Below are 18,425 nucleotides of genomic sequence, written 5' to 3'. Positions count from 1 at the left end.
GGGTATCCCTCCTTTATTGTTCAATGTCGATTATGCAAAAAATGAAGGAGATCATGTGGTTCAAGTGCATTCAGTACCGTTGAAGCTTTTACCCAGCCCTTCTTGGCAGCAGCAACGCCAATTTCCATATCGCTTAAGGTTTCTTTCCTATGGGCATCGGTATTAATAAGAATTTTCACCCCGGCTTCCTGGGCTTTGCGTAAATATTCCGCTTTCAGGTCCAGCCTGTTCGGATCAGCATTCAGCTCCAAAGCCGTGTTCGTCACTCTTGCCAGTTCTATCAGTAAATCAATGTCCACTTCATAGCCGTCGCGCCGGCCAATTTTCCTTCCAGTTGGATGGGCAAGTAAATCAACATGGGGATTTTCCAGCGCTGTCTTTAACCGCTCCATGATTTTTTCCTTCGATTGGGAAAAAGCGGAATGAATCGAGGCAATGACAAAATCCATTTCGGCCAGGACCCAATCCTCATAGTCTAAGGTGCCATCCGGTAATATATCCATTTCCACCCCTGATAGAATCAATATATCATCATATTTTTCATTGAGTTTCTTAATTTCTTCATGTTGCTTCAAGAGCCGCTCTGTTGTGAGTCCGCTTGCAACCTTTAAATATTGGGAATGATCGGTTATCGCCAGGTAGCGGTAACCACGCGCCCGGCACGCTTCGACCATCTCCTCGATGGAATGGGCACCATCACTCCATGTTGTATGCATATGAAGGTCACCCTTTATGTCCGATAAGTCGATTAATCCTTGATTGGCTGAAAAGATATCCACTTCTTTCCCATCTTCACGAATTTCCGGTGGAATATAAGGCAAACCAAAATGGTTGAAAAATTCTTCCTCCGATTTGAACGTTTGAATTTTACCTGTTTCGTTGTTTTCCACACCATATTCGCTGATTTTTTCGCCGCGCTCCTTGGCAAGCTGACGCATACGGACATTATGATCCTTGGAGCCGGTAAAATGATGCAGAGTGGTGATGAATTCTTCGGGCTTTACTAAGCGAAAGTCAACCGATATATCGTAGTCTTGGGTAAACACTATCGAAACCTTAGTATCACCAGCCCCAATTACTTCTTTTATGCCCGGCTGCTTTAATAATTGCTCACGCACAGCTTCTGGCTCAGTTGTCGCGATAATAAAATCCAAATCTTTGATTGTTTCACGCATTCGCCGTAAACTTCCAGCCCTTGAAAACCGTTTAACTTCCTTAATTTCAGCCAGCATCGCTTCAATCTGTCCGGCAAGCGGCAGCATGTAGGCCAGCGGCAGCCGTTCTGGTCTCGATCCCACGTTGGCAATCGCTGCTAAAATTTTTTCCTCGGTCTTTTTTCCAAAACCGGCAAGCGACTGAACCCGGCCCTCCCGGCAGGCTTCCTTTAAACTGTTAACATCTATAACACCTAATTCCTTATATAATTTAGCAATTTTTTTACCGCCAAGACCCGGCAGCTGCAAGAGGGGAATTAACCCGGCAGGAACCTCTTGTTTAAGCGCCTTTAAAAGCGTTGAGGAGCCATCTTTTATGTATTCCTCAATGACAGTGGCAGTCCCTTTACCGATACCGGATATGACCGTAAAATCGTCGATTTCAGAGATGCTGCGATCATCGGTTTCCAAGGCATTGGCGGCCTTACGAAAAGCCGAAACCTTAAAGGGATTCTCCCCTTTTAATTCCATATAAACCGCAATCATTTCCAAATGACGGACAATTTCTTGTTTATTTACTCCCAATACAATCACCTGCCTATTTTCGTCGCCATCTTATTTTGCCCGTTAATAGAAAAACTTCTCTGCCTATAGAGAAGTTCACGCAGCCGTATTTTCAATCCACCAGCCTTTGAGCTGTTCAGATAGGACTGGGGTGTAGTGGACGATCGTTTTTGCCAATGACGAGTCATCTAATATCGTTTGAAAATGTTCAATTGGCATGAGGGCAGCAATGTATAATACAATAAAAATAAGTAAATAGACTTCTAAAAATCCTAGTATTCCACCTGCCCAGACATTTAGCTGCTTTAAGACCGGTAAATGAGCGATAAAGTCAAACATCGAGCCGATAATTTGCAAAATAATTTTTACTGCAAAAAAGATGATGACAAAAGCAATTGCCCGGTAAAAAGCAGATTCCATATTACTAGAGTCCGTTAATATTTTTAATGTCGGATTATCCCCCCAAGTCGGGTATGGGATCCAAAGAATAAGCTTTGGTGCTAATTCTTCATAGTATAAATAGGCGACAACATATGCGATAATAAAACTTGTAAGATGGACAAGCTGCAAAATAAAGCCCCTCTTCAAGCCAATAAGAAAACCGATAAACAGAAAAATGATAATAGCCAAGTCTAACATATGTTATTATTCCTTCTCATTTTGTTGTTCTGTTTTCCGCTGTTCCAATTCGTCTTTTATGATCAGATAATCATTGACTGCATTAACAGCTGTCAAAACAGCGAGTTTACTAACATCTAATCCGGGATTCTTCGAACTGATTTCACGCATTTTTTTGTCAACTAATGATGCGACATGTCGGATATGGTCTTTACTTTCTGTTCCTAGAATGACATATTGGGTACCAAAAATATCAACAGTTATTCGATTTTTTTGTGTATTTGACAACGTAAATGCCTCCAATCAAGAATCCTACACTTTATCATAACACGAACACAAATAAAAGGAAAAGTTAAAAGAAATGTGGTGTTTCATTATGGGACAAGTTGTTTTAATTTGTGGAAAAGATACGATTCATGAAATGAAAACATATTATGAAAAACAATTGCTAGACAAAAATCCGCCGGGAAGTGTGTTTGCTGCCAAAATGCCGGGCTGCACCATCACTGCCTATCAATCAGGCAAAGTCCTATTTCAAGGAAATGATTATGAAACAGAAGCGGAAAAATGGCAGAAAACCGAATCGGGAGATGCTGCAATCGAAAAGTCAGCAGCTGTCAAGACAAAGTCTATCGCTAAAGGCGATCTACCCGCACAAATAAGCCGGATGTCCGTGATCGGTTCCGATGAGGTGGGAACGGGGGACTTTTTCGGTCCAATTACGGTTGTTGCCGCCTATGTAAAGAAGGAACAAATTCCGTTATTAAAGGAATTGGGCGTACGCGATTCCAAGGATTTAACTGATGAGAAAATCATCGAAATAGCCAAAGTAATTAAAGAGATCATCCCATTTAGCCTGATGACCTTGAAAAATGATAAATATAATCAGATCCAGCAGACCGGGATGTCGCAGGGAAAAATGAAAGCATTGCTTCATAATCAAGCGATTCTAAAAGTAATGGAGAAAATAGCTCCGGAAAAGCCGGAGGCGATTTTGATCGATCAATTCGTCCAGCCAGGCACTTATTTTCAGCATTTAAAAGGACAAAAATCCATCGCCCGCGAGAAGGTGTACTTTAGTACCAAGGCGGAGGGCATCCATCTCGCCGTTGCCGCTGCCAGCATCCTCGCTCGCTACGCTTTCATTCAATATATGGATAAGCTGAGTGAATCGGCCGGCTTCCCCATTCCAAAAGGCGCCGGTCCACTTGTTGATGAAGCAGCAGCGAAGCTGATTTTGCAAAAGGGGCGCGATCAACTCGGTTCATTCGTAAAACTTCATTTTGCCAATACAGAAAAGGCAATGGCGCTTGTACGGAAAAAGAGAAACTAGGAGGAGAGGTTGGGATTGCGGAGATTAACTGACGCAGAAATTGAAAAGTCCATTGATAGTTTAATCGGTTGGAAGCTCGATGGAAAATTCGTGGTAAAAAAATATCGTTTTCGGGAATTTTTAAAGGGTATTGAGTTTGTAAACGAAATTGCCCAGCTTTCGGAAGACCAGAATCATCATCCTTTCATGGCTATTGATTATAAATTGGTGACTTTGAAGCTTACTTCCTGGCACGCAGGCGGGCTGACAGATTTAAACGTAGCCTTGGCAAAAAAATATGATGAAATCTATGAAAAATATAAGATGTAAGAAAAACGGCCCCATCGATTTAATGACGGGGCCGTTTTTTAATATTATTTGACCAGGAAATAACATCTAAAAGTTTTATTAGCGAATTTTTTGTGTTTATTAGCGATTCTAGCAGTTTTATTAGCGAATTATATTGTTATATTAGCGAATTGGACCTATTTATTAGCGAATTGAATTTTACCATGGAAAAGTTACCGGAAAGTACACCCGTCCTTTATTTGTTCCTGAAAATTTTATTTTATCTGATGTCAATAATCTTTTTGCTGTATGGATGGAATTAACATGAGCAAACTCCCGAAACTGCTTATTGGTAATTTTCATATCATACAATAGAAAATAGTCCATTAAAGCTTCCAAATGGGCAGTGGTCGAAAAATGATGACAGTGTGGGCAATACCATTTCTGTTTTTTTCGAATCATTGGAAGATAGTAGCAAATGGGGCAGTGAACGCCGGGAAGTAATTCGGATCGGTAAATCCCATATCTAGATAGAAGAAAGTTTGTCGGCGGGGTATTCATTTTAATCAGGAGTCGGCAAAGCTTTCGAAGTTCTTTTTCACTAAGGATTGGCTCGGGATACATTTTTTCAAGAACTTGCATTTTTCCTATAAACGCATCGGCTTTGCATATACGGGGATTAATCTTGCGGGTGCTGGGACCTGATATTACATATGTAGCATACGGGTTGCTGATCACTACTATGTAATCAATCGGTACCGGAGGAAAACCATTAGCAATAAGCCACTTTCTTAAATATTCTTTATGCCTCCAAGCCTGCGCGATTGGATCAGGATACCCCTTCTCCTTGTCGTTAGTGATTTGAATAAACTGCTGGTTTTCGGTATCAAAAATTAATTTTCCGCTCATATTCTTTACGTCTATAATTTGGATAAATTCGGGAGTCGCGAGAAGGGTGTCAATTTGACAGTTATAATCACCGTCTGGGAGGTTTAAGTCATGAAGAATACGGTATTTTTGCTGTGGCAGGAATCGATAGTAGTAATCGACGGAGACCTCTCCCTGGTATCCCGCTTCTCTTCGCTTGAATTCTTCAAAAATGGCCTGGTATTTTTCGTGGTTTGGCGGCAGCCGCCGCAAAATCGCTGCTAAAATGAGAAGTTTTAATGGAATTGTCCTTGCTTTTACGATCAAAACGATCACTCCTTTCAACATTGCTTATTAATTTCTCGGATGCAAGGAGAAAATCCTGCTGATTTTTGACGAAATTTGCTAATAATTTATTTTTAAAAATTATATTAGCGAATTTTCGGGGGATATTAGCGAATTCATATATTTTATTAGCGAATCAATTGCTTTTATTAGCGAATCGAAAATAATAACGAAAAAAGCTAGCCCTTAAGCTAGCTTTTTCCATAATTTATCCCCGTAAGACGGCGCCTGCTTGCTCTTTCAAAGCGGCCAGTACTTGTTCATGAACCTTCGTGACCTCTTCATCCGTCAGGGTCCGTTCCGGGTCAGCGTATTTTAAGGAGAAAGCAATCGATTTCTTGCCTTCCTCCATTTTATCGCCTTCGTATAAGTCAAAGACGTTTGCTTCCTTCAAGAGCGGAGCCCCGGCCTCAAGAATGATCTCCTTTAAGGTGTCTGACACTGTCTCTTTGTTTGCCACGAGGGCAATATCCCTTGTAATTGATGGGAAGCGCGGAATCGGAACATATTGTAAGTCGTCTGTCTCCTCTTCCAGCACCGCTTTTAATGACAGCTCGAAGACGTACGTGTCTTTGAGGTCCAGATCTTTTTGGACACTTGGGTGTACCTGACCGACAAAGCCGATTCGTTTACTGTTCAATAGGATTTCGGCCGTCCGTCCCGGGTGCAGACCGTCTACCTGCGCTTGTACATATTCCACCTTATCCGTTAACCCAAGCTTGGCAAACAGCCCTTCCAAAATCCCCTTTAACACGAAGAAATCTACAGGCTTTTTCTCTCCCTGCCATGAATGATTTGTCCACAAGCCGGTAATGGCGGCTGCTAAATGTTCTCTTTCCTCCGGAAGCGCGTCAGTACCATTTGCTAAAAAGACGTTGCCTGTTTCATAGACCGCTAAGCTATCATTTTGTCGGGCGCTATTATATTTTACAACCTCTAATAGCTGAGGCAATATGCTTAACCGAAGCACGCTGCGGTCTTCACTCATCGGCATCGCTAAATGAATCGCCTCGCGTTTTTCGAGAGCATATTGAGCCGCTTTTTCCTCGCTTGTTAAGGAGTAGGTAACAGCCTGATAAAGTCCTGCCCCCTCCAGATATTGTCGGACAACGCGGCGTTTCTTTTGATAGGCTGTTAATTTTCCTGGCGTGGAAGAACCAACCGGCAATGTTTTGGGAATATTGTCATAGCCATAGAGACGAGCCACTTCCTCAATCAGGTCTTCTTCAATTTTAATATCACCGCGGCGCGTTGGAGCTGTAACGGTAATGGTATCGCCATCAACAGAAGCCTCAAATTGCAGGCGGGCAAATATTTCTTTTACTTGGTTCATGTCGAGATCTGTACCGAGGACTCGATTGATTTTTTCAAGCGTAATTGGAATAACCGCCGGTTCAATCGTTAATGTATCTACCTCAGCTGCCCCTGTCAATACTTCACCGCCAGCATATTTCGCCATAAGGTAAGCTGCCCGGTCACCGGCTGCGCGGACCCGGTTAGGATCAACGCCTTTTTCGAAGCGGGCACTTGCTTCACTGCGCAATCCATGATCTTTTGATGCTTTACGAACTGTAAGACCGTTAAAAAGGGCCGCTTCCAGCAAAACAGTGGTAGTATCGGATGTAACTTCTGAATTAGCACCTCCCATTACCCCGGCAAGGGCGACAGGCTCGGTTCCATTCGTAATTACAAGAATGATCGGCTGTTAAGCTCCGTTCCACATCATCCAGCGTTGTAAACTTTTCCCCTTCCTTCGCGCGGCGGACGAGAATTTCTTTGGATCCAAAACGGTCGTAGTCAAAAGCGTGGAGCGGCTGGCCGTATTCCAGCAAGATATAGTTGGTAATGTCGACTACATTGTTGTGCGGACGGATTCCGGCATTCATTAAACGGGTTTGCATCCAAAGTGGGGATGGACCGATTTTGACATTTTTAATTATTTTCGCCACATACAATGGGTTATCTTCCGGTGCTTCAACGACAACCTTGACGTAATCAGATGCCTTTTCAGCTACAGGTTCAAGTTTCGTTTCCGGAAGTTTTACTTCTCTTCCTAAAATTGCTGCCACTTCATAGGCAACTCCAAGCATACTTAAGCAGTCCGCTCTGTTTGGCGTTAGACTGAGCTCAAGGATCTCGTCGTTTCGATTCAATAGAGCAATCGCGTCAGTGCCAACTTCCGCGTCTTGTGGAAAAACAAAAATTCCTTCTGCATATTCTTTCGGAACAATTTTTCCCTCCATGCCCAACTCTTGAAGCGAGCAAATCATCCCGTTTGATACTTCGCCGCGAAGCTTGGCTCGTTTAATTTTCACACCGCCCGGCAATTTTGCCCCAACCGTGGCAACTGCAACCTTTTGTCCTTTATCAACATTCGGGGCGCCGCAAATAATTTGCACCGGTTCGCCGGCGCCAATATCAACCAAGCATTTGTTTAATTTATCGGCATTTGGGTGCTGCTCGCGCTCAAGCACATAGCCGACAACAACCCCTTTAATACCTTCATTTAGAACCTCTACTCCTTCGACTTCAATCCCGCTTTTGGTGATTTTTTCAGCAAGCTCCTTCGCTGTGATTCCCGATAAATCAACATAGTCTTGGAGCCATTTATATGAAACCAACATATCCTAAACCTCCTACTCTTCAACTGCAAACTGTTTTAAGAATCGAACATCATTGGTATAGAAATGACGGATATCATCAACGCCATATTTCAGCATGGCAATCCGTTCCGGGCCCATGCCAAAGGCAAATCCATTGAATACTCTCGAATCATAGCCGGCCATTTCAAGTACATTTGGATGAACCATGCCGGCACCGAGAATTTCAATCCAGCCGGTATGCTTGCAAACGCTGCAGCCATGGCCGCCACAAATTTTACATGAAATATCCATTTCTACGGATGGCTCTGTAAATGGGAAAAAGCTTGGACGCAGTCTGATTTCCCGGTCTTCACCGAAGATTTTCTTAGCAAACACTTCTAGTGTTCCTTTCAGGTCACTCATACGGATGTTTTCACCAACAACGAGACCTTCAATCTGCATGAATTGGTGAGAGTGTGTCGCATCATCATTGTCGCGGCGGTACACTTTACCAGGGCAAATAATTTTGATAGAACCTTTCCCTTCGTGCTTTTCCATTGTCCGGGCTTGTACTGGTGATGTATGCGTCCGTAATAAAATGTCTTCTGTAATATAGAAGGAATCCTGCATGTCTCGTGCCGGGTGTCCTTTCGGCAGGTTCAGGGCCTCGAAATTATAGTAGTCCTGTTCTACCTCCGGCCCTTCCGCTACCTCATAACCCATACCGATAAATAAGTCTTCGATTTCTTCGATAATTTTGGTTAACGGGTGATGGTTGCCTAGCTTAACCGGGCGCCCTGGTAAAGTAACATCGATGGTTTCTGATGCCAATTTGGCTTGCACCGCTGCTTCCTCCAGCTCGGCTTGTTTCTCTTCAATTTTTGCAGAAATAGCTGCCCGGACTTCGTTGGCAAAAGCCCCGATAACTGGACGCTCCTCTGCAGAAAGTTTTCCCATACCTCGAAGGACCTCGGTAATCGGACCTTTTTTTCCTAAATAAGCAACGCGGATGTCATTCAATTCCTTTAAGCTCGAAGCCTGTTCAACCTTTTCAATCGCTTCTGCCTGCAGCTCTTTTAAACGCTCTTGCATGATCCTTTTCCTCCTTATATTTTGGTGTCAGGCACCGCGAAAAGCGGAAGCGCCTTCGGAACAAGCACAGCTTGTTCCTGCGATAATTATTCTAAGAAGATTTCCTTAGTCTTCAGGCGCTGTAGCTGGACAATTCAGAAAATAAAAAAACCCCATCCCAAAAAGGGACGAGGTTATTGTCGCGGTACCACCCTTATAAACACCTATGTCAGACACTGGTGTTCACTTGATTGGGATAACGGCTTTTCGCCGATGCATCTTTACATTTCATGATCGAAATGGTCCCGATGCCAACTCAGGAGGTGAACTTCTTATACCTTTTCCATAAGAATGCTTCCAGTCACGGCACTCTCTCCCTGGATGGTCAAACAAGTATAATACTTTTCTCCGTCATCGTCTTTATTTTCATTAACATTGTTCATTATTATATACTAATTTTTCAAGCGTTTCAAACAAGTTTCGCCTATTTTTTCAAATAATATAACAGAATTCCTGTAGCAACAGCGACATTCAATGATTCACTCTTGCCATAAATCGGAATATAAAGGTTTGCCGTTGTCGTAGAAAGCAGGTCTTTGTTCACCCCGCTGCCCTCATTACCAACGATTAAGGCAAATGTTTCACCAGCTGGAATATCCGTATATGTTGCCGCCCCTTCAAGTGCTGTTCCGTAAACAGGAATATTTTTTTTCTGCAGCCTGTCAATCCATGTTCCTAAATCTCCTCTAATAATCGGAAGGTGAAAGTGGCTGCCCTGAGCCGACCGTAACACTTTTGAATTGTATACATCCACACTGCCGCGGCCGACAATAACAGCATCCATTCCCGCAGCATCGGCGGTACGGATCATCGTTCCAAGATTTCCCGGATCTTGGACGGCATCAATTAGCAAATAAGTTTTAGCATTTGAAACACCCTCATTTATTTTTGGCTGGCGGCAAACAGCATAGATGCCCTGCGGTGTCTCTGTATCTGACAGTGAATCAGCTATTTCCTCCGTAACCGTTATAACAGCCGCTGAACCGATATCAAGGCGGGGTGGTAGTCCAATTTTTTCAGAAACAATCACCTCTAATACCAGCCCTTCTTTAAGGGCCTCCTCGACTAAATGAAAGCCTTCGATTAAAAAGGTACCGGAGCGATCCCGTTCTTTTTTGGTTAATAGCTTTTTCCATTGCTTCACTTGTGGATTTTGTAATGATTGAATGTACTTCAATGATTTTTTCCCCTTTAATTACCTTTGATTTTAATATTATAACGAAAATACATAATAAAACCAAAAAGAGAAAATCATATTAGTGAAAATGATGTTACTGAAGGGGTGTATTGATTTTGAACTTGAATTTACGCAATGCCATTATTCACAATGTTTCCGGAAATACGCAAGAACAATTAGAAGATACCATTGTTGATGCCATTCAAAGTGGTGAGGAAAAAATGCTGCCTGGTCTTGGCGTTCTTTTTGAGGTCATCTGGCAACATTCCTCTGAAGATGAGAAAAAGGAAATGCTCAGCACCCTTGAAAACGGGTTAAAGCAATAAAATTTATAAAGGGCTGCCGATCCATGGACCGGCAGTTTTTATTTTATATAGGTATTCACTAGTGTTGCATTAATTTAATTTAACTATTAGGAATACTCGAAATGTTCAATTTTATTATTCTCTGCAAAGAAAAAGTCCTTTATAATGGATAGGTCAGGTGGTAATCCGTCCAAATCCAATATAAAAGGACTAGCTCATGGACAAGATTACACGAAAAACTTCATTTGGACAATGGTTTTCACCAATAAATCTTCAATTATTTGAGGAACAGGTGAAAACGATGAAATTAGATTACTATACAAAGAAATTAACGACGGAGTCGTTCCTAAAATTACTTCTTTTTGCGCAGCTACAAGAAGTGGAAAGCCTTCATGCGCTTGGAGATTACCTTTTCGATGATCAGCTTCAAAAGGAAATTGACCTTGATTCTATTAGTATTTCTCAGCTGTCACGCCGTTTAAATGGGATGAATCCTGATCTATTCCAAAGGCTTTTTCTTGATTTGGTGTCCCAAATTCATGTCAAAACACATTACACAAAACTTGTGATGCCATTAAAAATCATCGATTCAAGTACCTTGCCACTCAATTTGACGAATCATAAATGGGCAAAATTCCGCAAAACAAAGGCTGGAGTAAAACTGCATTTGCGGCTTGTATTTATGGAAAAAGGCACTTCTTACCCGGAAAAAGCCGTTATGACTACGGCAAAAGAACATGATCGTGGCCAGCTTGAAATCATGGTAGATGACAAAGAATGCATGTATGTGTTCGACCGTGGTTACTTAGATTACGAACGTTTTGACCGCATGACCGATGATGGTTACTTTTTTCTTTCAAGGTTACGTAAGAACGCTGTTATACGGGAAGTTTACAACTTTAAACTACCGGAAAATTCTTCTGTTTTATCGGACCAAATGGTGTTGATTGGAACCACACAAAATCGTGCTGAAAATTATTTTCGACTGATAAAAGTTCTGGATTCAAAAGGAAATGAACTCCATTTAATCACCAACCGTTTCGATTTGGAAGCTGATGAAATTTCAGAGATGTACAAATCACGCTGGGCCATTGAATTATTTTTCAAATGGATCAAACAGCACCTCAGCATAAAAAAGTTTTACGGTCAAAGCGAATGGGCGATTCAGAATCAAGTGTTCATTGCACTCATTGTTTTTTGCCTACATGTTCTAGCGCAAATTGAATTAAAAAGTAGTCGAAAAATCCTACAAATTAGCCGATATTTAAGGGCTGCACTATGGAAACCGGCGCATATTTGGCTTCGAAAGATTGAAGGAAAAGCTGTTCCTTAATAAGCAAATTTGTTGTCGTCCCACAGGTCTTCAGGTTTAACTGTAAATAAATTTCCAAATGGACAGAGCCACCTTTAAATGGGTATTTATCTTTTTGGCCCTAAAAAGGTGAAATATTTTAACTGAAAATTCCGATACTTTTTATGCAACACTAGTGATAGGTATTGACATTTTTTAAGTAACCTTGGACAAATTCCAAGATGGTTTGGACGAGTAGACTTTCCTTCCAAAAATATTCACAAAAAACCCCCGATACCCAGTACCGAGGATTCAAAATTTTATTCATAAATAATTTTATCAACCGTCTCACGGTCAAGACGTTTAATCACTTCCACAACCAACTTCACGGCATTGTCAAAGTCATCGCGGTGGAGCATCGCGGCATGTGAATGAATATAGCGAGTGGCAATAGTGATTGCCAGTGCCGGCACGCCGTTATGCACTAAATGAATGGAACCGGCATCGGTTCCGCCGCCAGGCATGGATTCAAATTGATAGGGAATATTTAATTCATCGGCCACATCTGTAACAAAATCCCGTAAACCTTTATGGCTGACCATTGAGGCATCATATACCACAATTTGCGGGCCTTTGCCGATTTTACTCATTGCTTCTTTTTTGGTGATTCCCGGAGTGTCGCCGGCGATGCCAACATCAACAGCAAAGCCGATGTCCGGCTTGATTTTGTAAGTAGCTGTTTTTGCACCTCGGAGGCCGACCTCTTCTTGAACGGCACCGACACCGTACACAACGTTTGGATGCTCGACACCTTTCAATTGTTTTAACACATCAATGGCTATCGCGCAGCCAATGCGATTATCCCAGGCTTTAGCCAGCAGCATTTTCTCATTGTTCATGACGGTAAATTCGAAGTATGGCACAACCATATCTCCCGGACGTACGCCCCATTCTTCAGCTTCTTCCCGGCTCGATGCCCCGATATCAATGAACATATCTTTAATTTCCACCGGTTTCTTACGCTGCTCTTGAGATAACACATGCGGCGGTTTGGAACCAATAATGCCGGTCACATCACCTTTTTTCGTGACAATTGTAACGCGCTGAGCCAGCATGACCTGCCCCCACCAGCCGCCAACCGGTTGAAAGCGCAGAAAGCCCTTATCATCGATTTGCGTAACCATAAAGCCGACTTCATCCAGGTGGCCGGCTATCATAATTCTAGGCCCATCTTCTTTTCCAACCTTTTTTGCAATTAAGCTGCCAAGTCCATCAGTTGTGATCTCATCCGCAAATGGCTCTATGTACTTTTTCATTACTTCGCGGACTTCACGCTCGTTGCCGGGAATGCCCCTGGCATCGGTTAAATCCTTCAGCATCGTCAATGTTTCATCGAACTTTGCCATTCTTTAGCCTCCCTTATATGTATGTATCGTTAATAATTATAGCGAAGAAAATATTAATATTACAAATTTTTCGCTAATAGTGTTGGTTCCCCTGATAATTTATTTCAAAATATGTCTTTCCATTCCAAAAAAACAAATAATTCGGTATGATAAAAATAGCTAAGTTAGCTATTTTAACTAATATTGGAGGTGCTATAATATGATCATTAACTCCACTGAATTGCAGAATAATTTTGGAAAGTATTTAATGCTTGCGGCACAAGAGGATATTATTATTACACGAAACGGCACAGAAATCGCCAAACTAACAGCAATCAAAGAAAAACGATTGAAGGATAATGCCCAACCAGATCAAGTACATGAAAATGCACCAGAATATAGCTTTTATGGAAAAAAAGCGACTTATGAAGAGTTTCTCGAATTACAACAGAACTCTGACGAAAGATACGAGTATATTGATGGGGAAATCTATTTACTCGCTTCGCCAAGGACTGCTCATCAAATAGCTATTACTGAGTTACTTGTAATTTTTTACACCTTTTTCCAAGGATCAAAATGTACTCCAATGGTTGCACCCTACGATATTGAGCTAAGAAGAACACCCGAAAATATTAATATCGTTCAGCCTGATATCATGATTATTTGCGACCTGGAGGAAAATTTAAACGAGGAGGATTATTATAAAGGGGTCCCGTCACTAGTCGCAGAAGTACTTTCAAAGAGTACGAGAAGAAAGGACCTGATTAAAAAGCTTGATCTCTATATGTCCTGCGGGGTGAACGAGTACTGGATTGTGAATCCGGACAACAAGGAAGTCACTGTTTATCTTTTTGAGGACAATAATATAAGTAATAGCACCACTTTTAAAAATGACGAGGCGGCACAATCATTCATTTTTGAAGGACTTAGCGCAGAAATCAGCAGGATATTTAGAGTCTAAAATTATATAGTTCTATTTTGCTAATTAAAGGGGCTGTCCGAAAATTAAAAATAGAAATACCCAAGAATGTTGATTTTTCAGCATGATATTGTCACGAAAAAGTGCGGCCTACTAATGTGAGCCGCACTTTTTTCGTACAAACAAACTATTATTTTTTAAGAGAATTTTCCATTTTAATACTTATTCGTCCTCTCCATCTTCATGGATCCATTCAATTGAATAATAGGAATCGGCCAAACTTTCATGGAAGCCCCAGCCAGTGCCTTCTGCCTCAACAACAACCTTCCATATTGTCCGGGACCATTTCAAATGGCGCTGGATAAAATAAATAGTTTTATTTCCTATAACGAATCACTTGAAATAATCTCTCCATTATATGTAAGTCAAATCAATCCATGATTGTAAAGTTTATGTAAATTATTCATTAAACTCCTATTATCTTTCTACAAAATAAGCTAAAATTTGTAGAGCTTGATAAATAATTTACGAGGTGAGATCAGGTAGATGTTTAAGAGAGAAAAGGATCAATTTTTTCTTCATTTAGCTAATATATCTGCGAACTTGACAGAGAGTACGAATTATTTTTCTGATTATAAGTTAAGGAATACAGAAGACTTAGCTATTTTTTCTGAAAAAATGAAAGACTATGAGAAAAAAGGCGACTCTCTTGTCCATCAAGTTATTCAGGATCTGAATAATGTGTTTATAACGCCGATTGAGCGTGAGGATATACTAGCACTAGCAATGAATATGGATGATATTCTCGATGGCTTAGAACGTACTGCTGCATTATTTGATATGTATTCCATCACATCGGCTAATGAATATATGCTCCAGTTTGTTGATGCCATCCAAAAATGTGTTGAAGAAATCGAGAAAGCTATCGATTTATTATCGAATAAGAAGCTGATACAAATTAGAGAGCATATGATAAAAGTGAAAGACTATGAATCTAAATGTGATCTGATTCTGCGGATTTCTATTAAACATTTATTCCATACCGAAAAGGACCCCATTCGAATTATTCAATATAAGGAAATTTATGAAGAGCTTGAAACAGTAGCTGACTACTGTCAGAATGTCGCTAACATATTTGAAGCAATTATTATGAAAAATGCATAAGGAGTAACCAACTAGCATGAATACAATCCTTATCCTTACAATTTTAATTGTTGTTTTTGCGGTCGTATTTGATTTTATTAATGGGTTTCATGATACGGCAAATGCGATTGCGACATCCGTTTCGACAAAAGCACTCAGCCCAAGACGTGCGATTATATTGGCTTCCGTGATGAACTTTGTCGGTGCAATGACATTTACAGGGGTGGCAAAAACCATTACGAAGGATATTGTCAATCCTTTTACTCTTGAAAACGGATCGACCGTGATCCTTGCAGCGTTAGCGGCTGCGATCATCTGGAATTTAGTCACTTGGTACTATGGGATTCCAAGCAGTTCATCCCATGCGTTAATTGGGGCCATTGCCGGTGCTGCTATTGCCGCTGCAGGGTTCAACACATTAAATTATAGTGGTTTTATTGCCATTATAAAGGCACTCCTTTTATCCCCGCTTCTAGCATTCGGAGTAGGGTATATCGTCTATAGTATTATTAAATTGGTCTTCAAAAATAGTAATTTGCCGAAAACCAACAAACGATTTAGGCACATCCAGATTGCCACCGCTGCTTTACAGTCATACTCTCACGGAACTAACGACGCGCAAAAGGCCATGGGAATTATTACAATGGCCTTGATCGTCAATAATTATCAAAGTTCCAATGATATTCAGTTCTGGGTGCAATTTATTTGTGCTCTTTCAATGGCATTGGGAACCGCCTTGGGTGGTTGGAAAATTATTAAAACCGTCGGCGGCAAAATCATGAAAATCCGCCCTGTCTCCGGGGTCGCAGCTGATTTGACGGGAGCTGCCGTAATCTTTGGCGCAACGTTTCTTCACATGCCTGTCAGCACAACACATGTGATTTCTTCATCCATTCTAGGAGTTGGTGCTTCTCATCGTCTGAAAGGAGTCAAGTGGGGCACGGCGCAAAGGATGCTCATTACTTGGGTCATTACCTTGCCTATTTCCGCTACTCTTGCAGCAATATGCTATTTCATTCTCGATTTATTCTTTTGAGACAGAGAAACCCTCCCCCGTATATTTTCGGGGAGGGCTTTTTTAAAATGAATTGCGAGATAAATTCAACATGAGCCGGCTGTGGAAACAAATCTTAAACATATTCAAAAATCCTTCAACTATCTTTACCTATGGGATAATCTCTTTCATTTTACTTTATCCCGGAGGATCCAAAGCCTCCTGCACCTCTCTCGGAATCAGCTATCTCTTCGACTTGAGTGATATCAACTTTGGCAACCGGGGCAATCACCATTTGGGCGATTCGCATTTGTTTTTCGACTTTAAATTCTTCTTTTCCATGATTGATGAGGATGACTTTTACTTCCCCTCTGTAACCCTCGTCAATCGTACCGGGACTATTTAAGACGGTGACGGAATGTTTTAATGCTAAGCCGCTTCTCGGCCTCACCTGCGCTTCCGTTCCTTCCGGTAGCTCTAATATAATCCCTGTACGAATTAATTCCGCTTCTCCGGGCTTAATCAGTTTTTCCTCTACAGCAAATAAATCTAATCCTGCATCCCCCGGATTTGCTTGGAAGGGTAACATCGCATCCTTATGGATTAATTTTACCTTGACATTATAATTCATGGTTAAAGCACTCCTTTATAGAAAAAGCCATCCTCATCACAGAGAATGGCTGTATCTGAAAAATTATTTGTTTATTCTAGCTCCAGCGCCTAGGGGCTCAAGGTCACAAGCTAATCCGTCAAGAAGGCTAAAAAGCAGCCTTCTCGCCAGCTCGTCTTGTGCTTGTCGCCCCTGGACAAGGCGCTTCCGCTTTATTTGTTCAATTGTGCTTTCGCAGCTTCCGCTAATTGATTAAATGCATTGGCATCACTAATAGCCAAGTCAGCAAGCATTTTGCGGTTTACTTCGATGCCGGCAAGCTTTAATCCGTGCATTAAACGGCTGTAAGAAAGACCGTTCATACGTGCTGCTGCATTGATACGAGTAATCCACAGTTTGCGGAAATCGCGCTTTTTCTGACGACGGTCACGATAAGCGTAGCTTAATGATTTCATAACCTGTTGGTTAGCAACTTTGTATAATGTATGTTTTGAACCGAAATAACCTTTAGCTAATTTAAGAACTTTTTTACGACGTCTGCGAGTAACTGTACCGCCTTTTACACGTGGCATTGAATTTCCCTCCTATATAATCGAAACTTTCGAATTACTTCATGTTAGATAATAAAGAACGAATGCGTTTGTAATCACCATTTGAAACAATCGCTGGTTTACGAAGTTTACGTTTTGCTTTTGTAGATTTATTGGCAAATAAGTGGCTCGTATAAGCGTGATCACGTTTTAATTTACCTGAACCAGTCTTTTTAAAACGCTTTGCAGCGCCGCGGTGTGTTTTCATTTTTGGCATTTGGGATATCCTCCTTATTACTTATCATTTTTCGGTGCTAAAACCAAGAACATGCTCCGGCCATCCATTTTTGGGTGGGCTTCAATCGAAGCTACTTCCTTGCAAGCATCAGCAAATCGATCCAATACTTTTTGACCGATTTCTTTGTGAGTAATTGCCCGACCTTTAAAGCGGATCGAAGCTTTTACCTTATCGCCTTTTTCCAAAAATTTAATAGCATTGCGAAGCTTTGTATTAAAGTCATGCTCATCAATTGTTGGACTTAAACGCACTTCTTTAGTCGTAATGATCTTTTGATTTTTACGAGCTTCTTTTTCTTTCTTTTGCTGCTCAAATTTAAATTTGCCGTAGTCCATAATCCGGGCTACCGGAGGCTTTGCGTTCGGTGCAACAAGCACTAAATCAAGATTCACTCGTCCGGCAATCTCTAACGCTTCGTTTTTAGACTTAATCCCTAATTGCTCACCGTTTTGATCAATTAGACGAACTTCACGAGCGCGAATTCCCTCATTTAACAACATGTCTTTGCTAATAATTAGCCACCTCCAAGGTTTAATCACGAATACTTTTCGTTCGGGTCAAGAAAATCAAACAAGGCTAACACTTCATACCTGATTACTGACACCCTATTGAATCAACAGGATTTACTATCCATGACAATACTCAAATAAAAAAGTGCGGATGAAAACCACCCACACTTTACGAACATAGTAAAATTACTAAAAAGAGTTCAACTAAAACCTGCTAACTGCCAATATAGCGTCAATCAGGTGAGAAGCGGGTGCTTCTTCTTTCCCAAAATATCGTATTCAGTTTTATACCTTAGTTACTATATCATATACAAAGGCATTATGTCAAATGAACTTCATTTACGACAACGAAAATTATTTTAACAGGAAACAATAAATTATTCAACTGGTTTTTTAAATAACA

General features: G+C 41.2%; 19 protein-coding genes, 1 pseudogene and 2 other annotated features. Of the genes and pseudogenes, 7 read left to right on the top strand and 13 right to left on the bottom strand.

What is annotated here, in order from left to right:
- Positions 1–20: 20 nt before the first annotated feature.
- From polX to zapA, 3 genes are all read right to left on the bottom strand, one after another.
- Positions 21–1,739 (bottom strand): DNA polymerase/3'-5' exonuclease PolX, encoded by a 1,719-nt coding sequence (polX, locus tag RCG24_RS00905; protein WP_308078076.1) that lies wholly within the window; start codon positions 1,737–1,739, stop codon positions 21–23.
- A 75-nt stretch (positions 1,740–1,814) separates the two neighbouring features.
- Entirely contained in the window at positions 1,815–2,357 is a 543-nt protein-coding gene (locus RCG24_RS00900) for a CvpA family protein (protein ID WP_308078075.1), read from the bottom strand.
- Positions 2,358–2,363: 6 nt separating this feature from the next.
- Complete coding sequence (gene zapA / locus RCG24_RS00895; RefSeq protein WP_308078074.1) at positions 2,364–2,624, bottom strand: cell division protein ZapA; 261 nt, start codon at positions 2,622–2,624, stop codon at positions 2,364–2,366.
- A gap of 88 nt (positions 2,625–2,712) precedes the next feature.
- Between zapA and rnhC the strand changes: the two genes are divergently transcribed.
- Entirely contained in the window at positions 2,713–3,669 is a 957-nt protein-coding gene (gene rnhC / locus RCG24_RS00890) for a ribonuclease HIII (protein ID WP_308078073.1), read from the top strand.
- 15 nt (positions 3,670–3,684) lie between these two features.
- A complete protein-coding gene (locus RCG24_RS00885; RefSeq protein ID WP_308078072.1) occupies positions 3,685–3,978 on the top strand; it encodes a 4a-hydroxytetrahydrobiopterin dehydratase in 294 nt (97 codons plus the stop codon).
- Between the two features lie 177 nt (positions 3,979–4,155).
- Here the strand turns inward: RCG24_RS00885 and RCG24_RS00880 are convergent, their stop codons facing one another.
- The 4 genes and pseudogenes from RCG24_RS00880 to RCG24_RS00865 all read right to left on the bottom strand — a co-directional run bounded on the left by RCG24_RS00880 (position 4,156) and on the right by RCG24_RS00865 (position 10,038).
- Positions 4,156–5,130 (bottom strand): nuclease-related domain-containing protein, encoded by a 975-nt coding sequence (locus RCG24_RS00880; protein ID WP_308078071.1) that lies wholly within the window; start codon positions 5,128–5,130, stop codon positions 4,156–4,158.
- Between the two features lie 226 nt (positions 5,131–5,356).
- Positions 5,357–7,772, bottom strand: a pseudogene (gene pheT, locus RCG24_RS00875) (phenylalanine--tRNA ligase subunit beta).
- 12 nt (positions 7,773–7,784) lie between these two features.
- The gene (gene pheS, locus RCG24_RS00870; protein WP_308078070.1) at positions 7,785–8,822 is read right to left on the bottom strand and encodes a phenylalanine--tRNA ligase subunit alpha; all 1,038 of its coding nucleotides are present in this window, start codon (positions 8,820–8,822) and stop codon (positions 7,785–7,787) included.
- A 160-nt stretch (positions 8,823–8,982) separates the two neighbouring features.
- Positions 8,983–9,225: a binding site (T-box leader), on the bottom strand.
- Positions 9,226–9,285: 60 nt separating this feature from the next.
- The gene (locus tag RCG24_RS00865; protein WP_308078069.1) at positions 9,286–10,038 is read right to left on the bottom strand and encodes a TrmH family RNA methyltransferase; all 753 of its coding nucleotides are present in this window, start codon (positions 10,036–10,038) and stop codon (positions 9,286–9,288) included.
- 116 nt (positions 10,039–10,154) lie between these two features.
- On the opposite strand from RCG24_RS00865, the gene sspI reads away from it, so the two are divergent.
- Entirely contained in the window at positions 10,155–10,364 is a 210-nt protein-coding gene (sspI, locus tag RCG24_RS00860; RefSeq protein WP_308078068.1) for a small acid-soluble spore protein SspI, read from the top strand.
- Between the two features lie 196 nt (positions 10,365–10,560).
- On the top strand, positions 10,561–11,676 hold the full coding sequence (locus tag RCG24_RS00855) for an IS4 family transposase (RefSeq protein WP_308077077.1): 1,116 nt from the start codon (positions 10,561–10,563) through the stop codon (positions 11,674–11,676).
- Positions 11,677–11,954: 278 nt separating this feature from the next.
- Here the strand turns inward: RCG24_RS00855 and RCG24_RS00850 are convergent, their stop codons facing one another.
- Positions 11,955–13,040 (bottom strand): M42 family metallopeptidase, encoded by a 1,086-nt coding sequence (locus tag RCG24_RS00850; RefSeq protein ID WP_308078067.1) that lies wholly within the window; start codon positions 13,038–13,040, stop codon positions 11,955–11,957.
- Between the two features lie 199 nt (positions 13,041–13,239).
- On the opposite strand from RCG24_RS00850, the gene RCG24_RS00845 reads away from it, so the two are divergent.
- Positions 13,240–13,980 carry a type II toxin-antitoxin system prevent-host-death family antitoxin gene (locus tag RCG24_RS00845; RefSeq protein ID WP_308078066.1) on the top strand — a complete coding sequence of 247 codons (741 nt, stop codon included), beginning with the start codon at positions 13,240–13,242 and terminating at the stop codon, positions 13,978–13,980.
- Between the two features lie 180 nt (positions 13,981–14,160).
- Here the strand turns inward: RCG24_RS00845 and RCG24_RS00840 are convergent, their stop codons facing one another.
- Entirely contained in the window at positions 14,161–14,289 is a 129-nt protein-coding gene (locus RCG24_RS00840; RefSeq protein WP_308078065.1) for a hypothetical protein, read from the bottom strand.
- Between the two features lie 195 nt (positions 14,290–14,484).
- Between RCG24_RS00840 and RCG24_RS00835 the strand changes: the two genes are divergently transcribed.
- Positions 14,485–15,102 carry a DUF47 domain-containing protein gene (locus tag RCG24_RS00835; RefSeq protein WP_308078064.1) on the top strand — a complete coding sequence of 206 codons (618 nt, stop codon included), beginning with the start codon at positions 14,485–14,487 and terminating at the stop codon, positions 15,100–15,102.
- Positions 15,103–15,118: 16 nt separating this feature from the next.
- Entirely contained in the window at positions 15,119–16,117 is a 999-nt protein-coding gene (locus RCG24_RS00830) for an inorganic phosphate transporter (protein WP_202652194.1), read from the top strand.
- A 151-nt stretch (positions 16,118–16,268) separates the two neighbouring features.
- On the opposite strand, the gene dut is transcribed toward RCG24_RS00830, so the two are convergent.
- The 4 genes from dut to infC all read right to left on the bottom strand — a co-directional run bounded on the left by dut (position 16,269) and on the right by infC (position 18,013).
- Complete coding sequence (gene dut, locus RCG24_RS00825) at positions 16,269–16,706, bottom strand: dUTP diphosphatase (RefSeq protein ID WP_308078063.1); 438 nt, start codon at positions 16,704–16,706, stop codon at positions 16,269–16,271.
- 191 nt (positions 16,707–16,897) lie between these two features.
- On the bottom strand, positions 16,898–17,257 hold the full coding sequence (gene rplT, locus RCG24_RS00820; RefSeq protein ID WP_308078062.1) for a 50S ribosomal protein L20: 360 nt from the start codon (positions 17,255–17,257) through the stop codon (positions 16,898–16,900).
- A gap of 34 nt (positions 17,258–17,291) precedes the next feature.
- Complete coding sequence (rpmI, locus tag RCG24_RS00815; protein ID WP_202652189.1) at positions 17,292–17,492, bottom strand: 50S ribosomal protein L35; 201 nt, start codon at positions 17,490–17,492, stop codon at positions 17,292–17,294.
- Between the two features lie 17 nt (positions 17,493–17,509).
- Positions 17,510–18,013: a translation initiation factor IF-3 gene (gene infC / locus RCG24_RS00810; RefSeq protein ID WP_202652703.1), complete on the bottom strand. Its 504-nt coding sequence runs from the start codon at positions 18,011–18,013 to the stop codon at positions 17,510–17,512.
- Positions 18,014–18,155: 142 nt separating this feature from the next.
- Positions 18,156–18,291: a sequence feature (ribosomal protein L20 leader region), on the bottom strand.
- Positions 18,292–18,425: the final 134 nt, after the last annotated feature.

The sequence above is a fragment of the Neobacillus sp. OS1-32 genome (genome assembly GCF_030915425.1).
GTDB classification, from domain to species: domain Bacteria; phylum Bacillota; class Bacilli; order Bacillales; family Cytobacillaceae; genus Neobacillus; species Neobacillus paridis.
This window is presented reverse-complemented; position numbering and strand designations above follow the sequence as displayed.

Coding starts and splice junctions, on each gene's coding strand:
- RCG24_RS00900 (WP_308078075.1), bottom strand. CDS start 2,357: ATGTTAGACTTGGCTATTATCATTTTTCTGTTTATCGGTTTTCTTATT.
- rnhC (WP_308078073.1), top strand. CDS start 2,713: ATGGGACAAGTTGTTTTAATTTGTGGAAAAGATACGATTCATGAAATG.
- pheS (WP_308078070.1), bottom strand. CDS start 8,822: ATGCAAGAGCGTTTAAAAGAGCTGCAGGCAGAAGCGATTGAAAAGGTT.
- RCG24_RS00855 (WP_308077077.1), top strand. CDS start 10,561: ATGGACAAGATTACACGAAAAACTTCATTTGGACAATGGTTTTCACCA.
- RCG24_RS00850 (WP_308078067.1), bottom strand. CDS start 13,040: ATGGCAAAGTTCGATGAAACATTGACGATGCTGAAGGATTTAACCGAT.
- RCG24_RS00845 (WP_308078066.1), top strand. CDS start 13,240: ATGATCATTAACTCCACTGAATTGCAGAATAATTTTGGAAAGTATTTA.
- RCG24_RS00835 (WP_308078064.1), top strand. CDS start 14,485: ATGTTTAAGAGAGAAAAGGATCAATTTTTTCTTCATTTAGCTAATATA.
- RCG24_RS00830 (WP_202652194.1), top strand. CDS start 15,119: ATGAATACAATCCTTATCCTTACAATTTTAATTGTTGTTTTTGCGGTC.
- dut (WP_308078063.1), bottom strand. CDS start 16,706: ATGAATTATAATGTCAAGGTAAAATTAATCCATAAGGATGCGATGTTA.
- rplT (WP_308078062.1), bottom strand. CDS start 17,257: ATGCCACGTGTAAAAGGCGGTACAGTTACTCGCAGACGTCGTAAAAAA.
- rpmI (WP_202652189.1), bottom strand. CDS start 17,492: ATGCCAAAAATGAAAACACACCGCGGCGCTGCAAAGCGTTTTAAAAAG.
- infC (WP_202652703.1), bottom strand. CDS start 18,013: ATGTTGTTAAATGAGGGAATTCGCGCTCGTGAAGTTCGTCTAATTGAT.